This is a genomic window from Micromonospora sp. RHAY321 (genome assembly GCF_023896955.1).
Taxonomy (GTDB): Bacteria; Actinomycetota; Actinomycetes; order Mycobacteriales; family Micromonosporaceae; genus Micromonospora.
Genome location: NZ_JAMHIW010000007.1, coordinates 228,842 through 242,347, shown reverse-complemented (window position 1 = coordinate 242,347; position 13,506 = coordinate 228,842). Strand labels below are relative to the sequence as shown.

5 protein-coding genes are annotated in these 13,506 nt (G+C 69.8%); all 5 read left to right on the top strand.

All coding sequences use genetic code 11. From position 1 onward, the window contains the following. Nucleotides 1–85: 85 nt before the first annotated feature. The 5 genes from M8C17_RS18140 to M8C17_RS18120 all read left to right on the top strand — a co-directional run bounded on the left by M8C17_RS18140 (nt 86) and on the right by M8C17_RS18120 (nt 13,288). Nucleotides 86–4,825, top strand: a complete 4,740-nt coding sequence (locus M8C17_RS18140) for a discoidin domain-containing protein (RefSeq protein ID WP_252417680.1) — start codon at nt 86–88, stop codon at nt 4,823–4,825. Nucleotides 4,826–4,893: 68 nt separating this feature from the next. Next, nucleotides 4,894–8,079: a family 43 glycosylhydrolase gene (locus M8C17_RS18135; protein ID WP_308209452.1), complete on the top strand. Its 3,186-nt coding sequence runs from the start codon at nt 4,894–4,896 to the stop codon at nt 8,077–8,079. Nucleotides 8,080–8,103: 24 nt separating this feature from the next. After that, complete coding sequence (locus tag M8C17_RS18130; RefSeq protein ID WP_252417679.1) at nt 8,104–8,736, top strand: hypothetical protein; 633 nt, start codon at nt 8,104–8,106, stop codon at nt 8,734–8,736. Nucleotides 8,737–8,801: 65 nt separating this feature from the next. Then, complete coding sequence (locus tag M8C17_RS18125; RefSeq protein WP_252417678.1) at nt 8,802–9,863, top strand: DUF916 domain-containing protein; 1,062 nt, start codon at nt 8,802–8,804, stop codon at nt 9,861–9,863. 26 nt (nt 9,864–9,889) lie between these two features. Further along, entirely contained in the window at nt 9,890–13,288 is a 3,399-nt protein-coding gene (locus M8C17_RS18120; protein WP_252417677.1) for a beta-L-arabinofuranosidase domain-containing protein, read from the top strand. The last annotated feature ends 218 nt before the right edge of the window (nt 13,289–13,506 follow it).

Genomic DNA, 13,506 nt, shown 5'->3' with positions numbered 1-13,506 from the left:
ACAGGCCGAGAGGCTCTCTGATGTTAGCGCTAACTTCTACACCCGCCTCACCCGTTCAGCCGCACCGACGACAAGGAGGAACGACATGATCCATAGACGAGTGAGGAGGGTGCCCCTCTGGGCCGCCCTGGCTGCGCTGGTGGTGGGAGGGGCGGTCGGCGTACCGTCCCCGGCCAATGCCGCCAGCCCGATCCTGCCGGGCAACGAGGGTGACGTCGGCGTCTACACCAACGGGCAGAACCATGCCATGGAGATCGGCGACCCGGCGTACAGCAACGTCGGCGACGTCGCCAACCAGCTCAAGCCCGGTGTGCCGTTCACCGCGGGGAACATGCACCAGTCGATCTTCGAGAAGGATCTGGCCGCCGGCGGCACGGACTACTACCTCGACCGGGTGCTGGGGGTCCCCGGAACACTAGGGTCGGCGGTGCTGATGACCCGGGGCCGCTCCCTCTACATGCGCGGCGCGAGCAACAACAACTTCACCAGCATGGGCTTCGCCGGCAGCGCGTACGTCGGTGGCCCCAACAACCTCGGCAACCTGTACACCGTCACGGTGCCCGGGCAGACCGTCACCGAGGTCAACGCCAACCGCTTCAACGCGCCGAGCCACGCGAGGACCCGGTACACGATCGGGAGCACCGGGGTCACCGCCGACCAGACCAAGTTCATCACCGAGGACAACGTCGCCGTCACCGCCATCGACTTCGGCAACCCCGGTGACGCGCCGGCCACCTTCACCGTCCGCGCCGCGTCTCCGCTGGCCACCCAGGCCGGGCCGGGCGCGGCCACGCTGACCGGCACGCGCACCATCACCAGCGGCTCCAACAACGGGCTCGTCGACACCGCGTGGGACTCGGTCAGGGTCGACCTCACCGGTGCCGGCTTCAGTCGTACCGGAGCCAACCTCGACCGCGAGATCACCGTGCCGGCCGGCGGCACGGTGTCGCTGTCGGTGGTCGGCGCCGTCTCCTCGGCGACGCTGCCGAAGACGGTGCAGAGCTACCAGGAGTACGCCGCGATGTCGCCGGCCACGGCAGTGCGCACCGGCATCACCGCGTTCAACCGCCGTTGGGCGCAGGACGTGCCCTACATCGACGTGCCCGACCCCGCCTTGGAGAAGGCCATCGTCTACCGCTGGTGGGGCGAGCGGTACAACACGCTCGACGCCAACGCACCCGGTCACGTCTACCAGTACCCCACGACGATCGAGGGGGTGAACCTCTACCAGAACGCCGTCGCGCTGACCCAGCCGATGCACCTGCAGGACACCAAGTGGCTGCGCACGCCCTACCTGCCGTACGGCCAGGTCCTCAACATCGGCGAGCTGTCCGGCTCCTCGGCGTTCCTGGACAGCCCGGGGCACACGAGCTGGAACAACCACTACTCGCAGTACCTCGGCACCGCCGGGCTCGAGGCCTACAACGTGCACGGCGGCGGCAGGGAGATCGCTCGGAAGTTCGCCCGCTACTTCGAGGGCGACGGCGTCGGCCAGCTGGAGCACTACGACGGCAACGGCGACAACCTCATCGCCTACGACACCAACTACATGCCGGGCAACGACGCCGACGCGATCACCTTCGGCTACCCGAAGGCCAACGCCGGGGCACCCGGCGCGCGCACCATCGAGCGCCCCGAGTCGGCGTACGTGTGGGGCGCGTTCGACGCCGCCCGCCAGCTCTACCAGATCGCCGGCGCCGACCAGGGCAAGGTCGACGAGATGGCCGGCGGCGCCAACGACATCCGCGCGGCGATCCTCGATCGGCTGTGGAGCCCCGACATGCGGATGTTCCTCGCCGGCACGTCGCACGGCGCCACCAGCGCGGCCACCGCCAACGGCCGGCCCAACCCGCTGCCCGCGTCGGCCCGCGACCTGATCCCGGCCCGGGAGTCCAATCTCTACGACGTCTACGCCGAGAACCTCATCCCGTTCGACCAGTGGCAGAACTACGTCGACGGGTTCCGGTTCCTGACCTACGGCGACAACTTCCCGATCTTCCCGTTCTACACCGCCAACCAGTACGACCGGACGGCCTACGGGATCGGCGGCTCCAACAACTTCTCCAACATCAACTTCACCGTGCAGTACCGCGGTGTCCGCTCGGCGTTGCGCCACTACGACCCGGAGCAGAAGTACATCACCCCGGCGTACGCCAAGCGGCTGCTGGACTGGATGGCCTGGAGCATCTACCCGAACGCGGACCTGCGCGCCCCGAACCAGGCGGAGTACTACTCCAACTGGGACCCGACCGCGAAGACCTACAACCGCAACAACCCGAACCACGTGATGCTCGGCAACATGAACTACATCTTCGTCGAGGACATGGCCGGCCTCCAGCCGCGCTCCGACGACAAGATCGAGCTGTCGCCGATCCAGTTCGGCTACGACCACTTCATGGCCAACAACCTGCGCTACCACGGTCAGGACGTCACCATCGTCTGGGACCCCGACGGCAGCAACTACGGCCTGGGCGCCGGCTACAGCCTGTTCCTCAACGGCGAGAAGAAGGTGAGCACCGACAAGCTCGGCAAGCTCACCTACGACCCGCGTACCAACCAGGTCCAGGCCGAGGACGGCCTGACCGTCACGTTCACCGCGACGACCGGTGCCAACATGCCGAGCGCGGTCGACACCCCGATCGAGGACACCCGCGTCGTCGAGTACCTGAAGACGGCCGGCATCGACCTCACCGAGGATGCGCCGAACCTGGCGGCGGGCGCCAACCTCAGCTCGTCGTACACCCAGCAGGGCGTGCGGCCGACGCCGTGGCGGCAGTTCCACACGCCCGGCTGGAGCACCACGTCGATGAACCACACACCCGGCGCCATCAAGGAGACCGAGCGGCCGGTGTCGCTCGCGGCCGTGACCGACGGCGTCACCGCCAACGAGCCGTACTGGGGCAACTACGGGACCACCGACAAGAACGGCTACATCGAGCTCGACCTCGGGTCGGCCAGATCCTTCGACAACGTGAAGGTGTACGCGGTCAGCGACCGCCAGGCCGGTGGCTACCGCGAACCCGCGCGCTGGTGGGTGCAGGTGCCCGACGGTAACGGCGGCTGGAAGGAGGTACCGGGCCAGTTCAAGAACCCGACCGTCCCGACGGCGAAGTTCAACGAGGCGCTGTTCCACACCGTCACCTCGAACAAGCTGCGCATCGCGTTCACGAACAACCCGACCTTCTACACGGCGATCTCAGAGATCCAGGTGTTCGACTCTGGGCGTGACGTACCGGAGGTGTCCAACCAGGCGCCCGTGGTCACCGCCGCGCGCGACGGTGCGGCGGACGGCAACCTGTCCACCCGACTCGTCGGCACGGCATCCGACGACGGCATCCCGTACGACAGCGAGCTGACGTACGGCTGGGAGACCGTCTCGGCCCCGTCCGGAGCCGGCGTCATCTTCTCCGACCCGAAGGCACTGACCACGCGGGTGACCGGCACGGTCGAGGGTGACTACGTGTTCCGGCTCTTCGCCAGCGACGGTGAGAAGCGGTCCGAGGCGACCGTGGCGGTGACGCTCGCCAAACGGGAGGTGGTCGCGGAGTTCGGCTCCTCGGCGACGATCAGCACCAGCGGCACCGCGTCGTGGGAGAACCACCAGCGGGTCAAGGAGAGCACCACCCCGACCAGCTCGAACCCGGGGGCCGGAAACGGCTGGGGCAACTGGGGTCAGCCGCAGAACGGCACCAGCCCGGAGCGGGCGGCGTGGATCCAGTACCGGTGGACGGCGCCGGTACGGCTGTCCTCGACCGACATCTACTGGTACGACGACAACGGCGGCACCCGTCGGCCCACGGGCACGACGTACGCGATCGAGAGCTCAGCGGACGGCACCACCTGGACGCCGGTCACCCTCACCGGGGACTCGACGTACGCGAACGGGCTCGCCACCAACACCTACAACCACTTCGACTTCCAACCGGTCACGACCAGCTATCTGCGCATCCGCATCTGGGGCCTCATGGGCAGCGGCGCGGGCACCGGCGTGCTGCGCTGGCGTGCCAACGGCGAGACCGTCGACTCGGTGCGCTCGCCCGTGCTCATCCGGACGACCGTGGGCGAGGTGCCCGCCCTGCCGGGCACGCTCGACGCGGTCTACGCCAGCGGCGCCCGCGGCGGCGTCGCGTTCAACTGGCAGGAGATCACGCCGGCGATGGTCGCGGAGACCAACGTCGAGCCGTTCGTGGTCTACGGCACGAACGACGCGTACGGCCTCATCACCGAGGCCCGTGTCTACGTGCGGCCCGAAACGGCGCCGGGCGGCATCTCGATCCAGGGTGCCGAGACGTTCGAGCGGTCCGTCGACGTGGGGGAGCTGCCGCACCTGCCGGACAGGGTGGAGGTCTCCTACAACGACGGGTCCCGGGACAACCAGGCCATCGGCGTCGACTGGGAGTTCGACGAGGACATCGTCGACACCCCCGGTCGCTACACCATCATCGGCAACCTGATCCTGCCCGACTACGTCAGCCAGGCCGGCGCCACGCGAACCACGCTGACCCTCATCGTGGGTGACCCGCCGGAGACCCCGACGTGGGACGTCGAGGTGCAGGCGCGCACGCAGTGTGTCGGCACCCGCGCCTACGTCTCGGTCAACGCGCGCAACGCCGAGGACGTGCCGCTCAGCATCGAGCTGATCACGCCGTACGGGTCCCGCACGGTGTCCAGCGTCGCCCCCGGCAAGTCCGCGTACCAGGCGTTCACCACGCGCGCCGAGTCGGTGCCGGCCGGGGTCGCGACGGTGAAGGCCACCGGCAGCGTGGACGGCCAGCCAGTGACGGTGGCGTTCGAGGCGCCGTTCGGCGCGCTCGCCTGCGGCTGACCCTTCGTGGTGGCGGCGTCGCACCGGCGCCGCCACCACCTCCGGACAACAGTGAGGAGATCGACACCGTGAACACCACCATGGTGCGCGGCGCCGCCCCACCAACCCGCAGGCCGGCGCGCCGGGTCCGCAGGGCGCTCGCCGCGACGGCGGTCGCCGGGCTCGTCGCCGCCGGCCTGGTCGGGGTCGCCGCGCCCGCCTACGCGGCCGACTCGTACACCTTCACCAACACCGTCAACCCGATCCTCGGTGACGGTAGCTACTACTCGGCCGACCCGGCGCCGGTCGTCGTGCCGGCCGGCGCTCCCGGCAACGACACCGGCCAGGACCAGCTCTACATCTACACCGGCCACGACCAGGCCGGACCGTCCACCAACGACTTCATCATGAACGAGTGGGGCGCTTTCCGCACCGCGGACGTCCAGGCCGGCCAGTGGACCCACTATCCGTCGCTGATGCGCCCGGAACAGGTCTTCGCCTGGGCGACGCCCGGGCGCGCGTACGCGGGCCAGGTCGTCCGGGGCGTGGACGGGCGCTACTACTGGTACGTACCGATCAACGAACGGGACAGCCCGGCGTCCGACAAGTTCGCGATCGGCGTGGCCGTCTCGGACAGCCCCACCGGCCCGTGGACCGACCACGCGGGTGGGCCGATCATCTCCCAACGCGTACCGACGGCCAACACCATCCACAACATCGACCCGACGATCCTCATCGACGGCACGGCACCGAACCAGCGGGTGTACCTCTGGTGGGGCTCGTTCAGCCAGCTGCGGATGATCGAGCTCCAGCAGGACATGAAGACGCCGGTCACCACCCAGCGCTCGGTCACCGGCCTGACCGGCTTCTTCGAGGCGGCCTGGGCCTTCAAACGCAACGGCACCTACTACATGGCGTACGCCGGGAACAACGCCGGCCCGACCTCGCCGTGCACCCCGGCGAACTACCACGCCTGCATCGCGTACGCGACGGCGTCGTCGCCGGAGGGACCGTGGACCTACCGGGGCACCATGCTCCGGCCGGTCTCCTCGACGACGAGCCACCCGGGCATCCTGGAGTTCAACGGCAGGTGGTACATGGCGTACCACACCGCCGACGCCGTGGGCGGCGGCCACTTCCGCCGGTCGGTCGCGATCGACCCGGTGGAGTGGGACGACACGCAGAGCCCGCCGAGGCTGAAGCTCGTGACACCGACGCCGGTCAAGGGGCCCGACCGGACCCCGCGGGCGAACATCGCCCAGGCGGCCAGGGTCACCGTCTCCAACGAGCCGGTGCCCACGCAGTACTGGGTGAAGGCGCTCAACGACGAGATCGTCCGGTCGAACCCTCTGCCACCGGACATGTGGGGGACGTGGACGGGCAACAACCCGCCCCAGCAGTGGGTGCAGTACACGTGGGACCAGCCGATGCGGATCTCCGGGTCGCAGGTCGACTTCTGGAACGACCAGCCGCAGGGCACCGGCACGGGCGTCGCCGCCCCCGCCCGCTGGCGCATCCAGTACTGGAATCTCGACAGCGGTCAATGGGCCGACGTGCCGAACCCGAGCGGCTTCCCAACCAGCACACAGGGCTGGCAGGACACCACGTTCGACCCGGTGACCACGACCCAGGTGCGGGCCGTGTTCGACGCGTCCACCAACGGCAGCACCTACTCCGCGGTGGCAGTGGAGGAGTGGAAGGTCCTCGCCGCACAGCCGGAGTCCGTCACCGCACCGGGAATGACGGTGGAGGTGGGGGAGACCCAACTGCCCGACAGTCTCCCGGTGGCGTTCGGCGCCGAGACGCTGCGGCTGCCGGTCTTCTGGGACCCGGTCACGCCCGAGAACGTCGCGACGCCCGGGACGTTCACGATCGGGGGCAGCGTCCTCGGCTACGCCGCCGGTCGCGTCTCCGCGCAGGTCAGGGTCATCTCGCCGGAGGACACCGAGGGCGACGAGACCCCGCCGACGCTGACGCTCACGCCCAGCGGCAGCGCCGGCGGTGCCGGCTGGTTCCGGTCGGCGGTGCGGGTGCGCGTCGCCGGTGTCGACGACCGTGGCGGTCGGCTGACCATCGAGTCGCGGGTGGACGACGACCAGCCGGTCGTCACGAGCGCCGTGCGGTCCGTCGACGTGACCGTCTCCGGCGACGGTCAGCACAGCGTCCGGGCGACCGCGACCGACCGTGCGGGCAACGCCTCGTCGCCCGCGACCCTTCCGGTACCCATCGACGCGACGGCACCGGTCAGCACGGCCACCGTGGACAGTGCCACCCGGGCGGTCACGGTGACCGCGAGCGACGCGACCTCCGGCGTCGCCCGCGTCGAGTACGCCATCGGCACCGGCGCGTGGACCGCCTACAGCGGCGCCATCGCGGCGCCCGACTCGAACCGGCACACCGTGTCGTTCCGCGCGCTCGACGTGGCGGGAAACCTGGAGACCGCGAAGACCGCCACCATCCCGGCGGACCTGTCCGGGCCGCTCGCCGGCAACATCGGGCCCATCGCGACCCCGACCGCCTCGTACACGGCGGGCTGGAACAGCGTCACCGCCCTCAACGACGGCGCCGACCCGTCCAACCCGAGCCAGGCGCAACTCTGGGGCACCTGGTCCGGCACTCGCCCGGCGACCCAGTGGGTCCAGTACGACTGGGCGCGACCGGTGCGCATCACCGGCACGGAGCTCAAGTTCTGGCGGGACTCCAACCGCGGCACCGGCGACGGCGTCGCCGAACCCGACGGGTGGGTGCTGCAGTACTGGGACGGGGCGACCTCGGCCTGGCGCGACGTGACCGGCGCATCCGCGTACGGCACGAGCACCACCGCGTTCAACACCGTCACCTTCGATCCGGTCACCACGGCGCGGGTGCGGGCGACGATCCGGGCCAACGGGAACGGCACCACCTACTCCGCGGTCGCGATCACGGAGTGGCGGGTGGTCGCCGACGACCCGGGAGTCCAACCCGCGTTGCCTATCACGGTCAGCGTGCAGGCGAGGTGTGTCGGCGGCAGGGCGTACGTCGCCGTGCAGGCGCGCAACGACCACGACGCGCCGGTGGACATCGTCCTGGAGACGGCGTACGGCCAGCGGTCCGTCGCCGACGTCGCGCCCGGTGCTAACGCCTACCAGTCGTTCGCCACCCGGGCGGTATCGATCCCGGCCGGCTCGGCGACCGTCCGGGCCACCGGACCCAGCAACGGTACGGACGTGACGGTCGTCCGCACCGCAGACCACGCCGGCGCCGATTGTGCCGGCGATCCCCCTCAGGCCCCGTAACCACTAGCGACGATGGAGCAGCACATGAAAACAGGAAACCGTAGGCGGTTGCTCGCGGCCGGTGCCGCGGGTGCGGTGCTGGTCGGGACGGTGGCATTGCAGGCACCGGTCCAAGCCGAGCCCGGCGACAGCACCGACGTGCGGGTGACGGTCGACATCGAGGAGATCGCCGAACCCGGCGTACTCGCCATGTCGATCGCCGGCGACTCGGTCGCGCTGTCCGAGGACGGCTCGACGCTGCTGGTCCGTCAGTTCGTCGGCAGCCTGCCGACGGTGACGGTGACCGATACCCGTACGGCGGAGGAGGTGCCCGACAACAGCGCCTGGGCCGTGCTGGGTAGCGCCACCGACTTCGTCGGCGGCGCCGGTCAGACGCCGATCAGCGCCGGGCATCTCGGCTGGAAGCCGCGCCTGATCGACGGCGGCGACACCGGCCTTGTCACCGAAGGCGAGGAGGTGGTGACCGTCCTCGACGAGCCGACCCAGCCCGGCAACAACGTGGGCCTGGTCGACCAGGAGCTGCTGGTGTCGACGTTCGACTCCGAGGCGGTCACCGGCGACGCGTACTCGGTAGACGCCGACCTGTACCTGCGCACCCCGGCGGACGTCGCCGCCGGCTCGTACACCTCGACGTTGACCCTCTCCCTGTTCGAGTGACACACGGGTGGGGGTCGCAGCGACGCGGCCCCCACCCGTCATATCCCTCCGTCGAAGGACCCGCGATGATCCGGACCTCGCTGCGGACGCCGCTGCGACTGCTCGCCGTGCTGGCCGCGGTGTTCGTCGCCGTGCCGATCGCACCCGCCGCCGCGGCGGCGCAACCGACGTCTCCGACGCTGACCTGGGCGGTCCAGCCGGCCGACCAACAGGGCCCGGACGGCCGCCGGTGGGTCGAGCGCACGCTCGACCCGGGTCAGGTGGTGACCGAGCACCTGGCCGTGCGGAACTTCAGCGACGGCGCGGTGGTCTTCGCGCTGAAGGCGGCCGACGGCTACCTCACCGACAAGGGCCGCTTCAACATGCTTCCGTCGAATCAGCAGTCGGCGGACGGCGGCACCTGGATCAGGGTGCAGCAGACGGTCAACGTCGGACCCCACCAGACGAAGGTGGTGCCGTTCACCATCACGGCGCCCCGCGACGCCACGCCAGGGGACCACCCGGCCGGCATCGCGGCGGCGGTCACCAGCGCCGGAGGCACGGTCGCCGTCGAGAGCCGGGTCGGGTTCCGGGTCATGCTGCGGGCCAGCGGCACGGTCGCCGCGTCCCTGGCGATCAGCGGCCTCACCGCCCGGTACGAGCGCTCCTGGAACCCGTTCTCGGCCGGCACGGTCCACCTCAGGTACACCGCGACGAACGACGGCAACGTCGCGGTGGCCGCCACCGGCCGGACGTCCGCCGCCGGCCCGCTCGGCCTGGTCGCACGGCGCACCTCGACGAACGTCGAGGAGACACTTCCTGGCGGCAGCCGCGCCGTCGAGGCTCGCCTCGACGGCGTCTGGTCGGTGGGACGACTCGGCACCCGCGTCGACCTCACCCCGGCCATCCTCGGTGGTGACCCCGCCGGCGCCCAGATCGAGCCCGCCACCGCCACCGTGACGATCTGGGCGCTGCCGTGGCCGCAGCTGGCCCTGGCTGCCGTCCTCGCCGTCCTGGCCCTCGCCATCCGGAGCACCCTGCGCCGACGCCGGCGGCGACTCGCGCAGCTTATCGCCGACGCCCGGGACGAAGGCCGGGCGGAAGCCCGGACCCCGGCTCTCGCCGGCGACGCGCCACAAACTTCCTGATCCCCCGCGTGAAAGGACGATCCGCAATGGTTCTCTCCGACGAGATGCCCGTCAGTCGACGTCAGGTACTTCAGGCGTCCGCCATCGGTGTCACCGCGGTGGCCACCGCGGGTGCGCTCCCCGCGACCGCCGCCCACGCCGCCACCGAGGCGCCAGCCGGCCCGACTCCACTCAACGTGACCCCGGCCGACCCCGGCCCTGGCGGCACCGCCCCGGTTCGGCCGTTCCAGCTGCGCGACGTGACGCTGGGCGACGGCCTGCTCCAGGAGAAGCGCGACCGCATGAAGAGCTACCTCCGGCAGCTCGACGAGCGGCGCTTCCTCGTGTTGTTCAACAACCAGGCCGGCCGACCGAACCCGGCGGGCGTCTCCGTCCCCGGGGGCTGGGAGGACGGTGGGCTGCTCAGCGGCCACTGGGCCGGCCACTTCATGACGGCCCTGGCGCAGGGGTACGCCGACCACGGCGAGCCGATCTTCAAGAGCAAGCTCGACTGGATGGTCGACGAACTCGCGGCGTGCCAGGCCGCGATCACCGCGCGGATGGGCGGGGGCGACCCGGGTGGTGAGGAGCCGGAGGAACCGCAGATCGGCCGGGTGCCGGGTCGCTTCGGAAGCGGCCTCCGCCTGAACGGCCCCAGTCGGGCGCAGCACGTGGCCCTACCCCAGGAGGCGATCAGCCAGCTCGCCGACTTCACCATCGCCACCTGGGTGAATCTCGCCTCCACCCAGAACTGGAGCCGGCTGTTCGACTTCGGTCAGAACACCACGGTCAACATGTTCCTGACCCCGCGCGCCGGTGTCACCGGCAACGTGCCGCGGTTCGCGATCACGGTCAGTGGTAGCGGTGGCGAACAACGGATCGACGGTACCGCCGCGTTGCCGACCAACCAGTGGGTGCACCTCGCCGTCACCCTCACCCAGCGCACCGGCACCCTCTACGTGAACGGTCAACAGGCCGGCCAGAACACGGCCATGACCCTCAGCCCGGCCGACCTCGGAAACCCGGGAAACCGGTGGATCGGGCGCTCCCAGTACGGCGACGCGTACCTGGACGCGACCGTCGACGAGTTCCACATCTTCGACCGGGCACTGAGCCAGCAGGAGATCCAGTCGCTGCTGGACTCGGCGGCCGGGAGCACCAGCGGCGGGTCGATCGCCTGGTACCGCTTCGAGGAGGAGGACGGCTCCACGATCAGGGACGCCTCGCCCAACGGCCGCGACGGCGGCATCGTGGCCAGCCAGAGCGGCGGGGGAGCCCTCTGGGTCCCGACCCATCCCGGCTACCTGGGCGCGATCCCCGAGGACGCGGTACTCCGACTCGGCCCGCCACGGTGGGCCGTCTACGGCGGTGACCTGAGCACCAACACCTGGGCGCCGTGGTACACGCAGCACAAGATCATGCGTGGGCTGCTCGACGCGTACTACCACACCGACAACCAGAAGGCCCTCGACGTGGTCGTTCGGATGGCCGAGTGGGCGCACCTCGCACTGACCATCGGGGACAAGAACCACCCCGCGTACACGGGCCCGATCACCCGGGACAACCTGAACTACATGTGGGACCTCTACATCGCCGGCGAGACCGGCGGCGCGAACGAGGTGTTCCCCGAGATCTACGCGCTCACCGGCGACGCGAAGCACCTGGACACCGCCAAGCGCTTCGACAACCGGGAGTCGCTCTTCGACGCCTGCGTCGAGAACCGCGACATCCTCGTCACGACGCCACAGACCCGGCCCGGTCGTCGCCGTCCGGACCGGCTGCACGCCAACTCGCACGTGCCGCAGTTCATCGGCTACCTGCGCGTCTACGAGCACAGCGGCGAGCAGGACTACCTCCAGGCCGCCAAGAACTTCTTCGGCATGGTCGTACCGCACCGCACCTACGCCAACGGGGGAACGGGCGGCAACTACCCGGGCTCCAACAACAACACCGAGCTGTTCCAGAACCGGGACAACATCGCGAACTCGATTGCCCAGGGCGGTGCCGAGACCTGCACCACCTACAACCTGATCAAGCTGGCTCGTAACCTGTTCTTCCACGAGCCCGATCCGGCGTACATGGACTACTACGAGCGCGGCCTGATCAACCAGATCGCCGGTTCGCGGGCGGACAGCACCAATGTCAGCAGCCCACAGGTCACCTACTTCCAGCCGCTGACCCCGGGAGCCACCCGCAGCTACGGCAACACCGGCACCTGCTGCGGCGGGACCGGCATGGAGAACCACACCAAATACCAGGAGACGATCTACTTCAAGTCCGCCGACGGTGGAGCGCTCTGGGTCAACCTGTACGTGTCGTCGACGCTGACCTGGGCCGAGAAGGGCTTCACCATCACCCAGCAGACCGCGTATCCACGCCAGGACCGCACCAGGCTGACCGTGCAGGGCAGTGGCCCGCTCGCCATCAAGCTGCGGGTGCCGGCCTGGGTGCGGAAGGGCTTCTTCGTCACGATCAACGGTGCCGCTCAGGACGTCACTGCCACGCCCGGCAGCTACCTGACCCTGAGCCGGTCCTGGAACTCCGGCGACACCATCGAGATCCGGATGCCATTCAGCATCCGGATCGAGCGGGCGCTGGACCGCCCCGACACACAGTCGATCTTCTGGGGTCCGGTCCTCATGCAGGTCCTCGGGAACCCGGGCGTCGGGAACTACCGGGAACTCTCGCTGTACCGGCACCTCAAGCGCGACGGCGACTACTCCCGCGCGGCGATCACCCACACGAGCACCACGGCGGCGGGTGACCACCTCTTCACCACGCACGGCTTCACCCTGCGGCCGTACTACATCGGTGACACCCAGCCCGCCTCGTCGTACTTCCGGCGGGTCGAGCCGACCGTCGTGTTCGGCTCGGTCGACACCGGCGTGCCCAACCGCAGGCGCAATGACGGCCTGCCGAACTACGACATCCCGGTGACCGGGATCCCCTCACCCGGCACCGACGGTCCCACCTTCCTCGACCTGGTGTGGGACCGGGCGCCCTTCGCCAACCACGGACAGTTCGTCTCGACCGTCACGCAGACCGCCGAGGCCTTCGTCACGGCGGGCGCCTTCACCGCCGCGGAGAAGGATCTCGTCGTCTCGTACGCCGCCAGCTCGAACAGGGAACTCGAGCCGCCACCCACGTGGAACGTCGAGGTGCGGGCCCACACGCGGTTCATCGGCGCCAACGCCCACGTCTCCGTCACCGCCCACAACTCCGACAACGTGCCGCTCACCATCGAGCTGAGCACGCCGTACGGCTCGCGGACGGTGGCCGATGTCGCCCCGGGCAAGGCCGTCTACCAGGCGTTCAACGCTCGCGGGACGTCGGTGCCGGCAGGTACCGCGACCGTCAGGGTCACCGGGACGGTGGACGGTGGGTCGGCGACCGTCCAGATCGAGACGCCGTACGAGGCGCTCGACGGCAACCAGCCGAGGCCGTAGCCCGGACATCGGGTGGCGGGGTCCGGCTCGACCCCGCCACCCGACCGGCTCCGCCGACGTGGCGTTTCGGCCGAGATTTCGGGAGGGGACCTGCAGGGTGCATTCCTGACACTTGCCGCAAGTACTCGCCGGTGTAGTGTTCCGCCCAGGTGAGAGCTTCGACGGGAGAATGCGGTGCCCGAACCCTCACCGAAACATCGTCGAAAAGGCACTGAAGA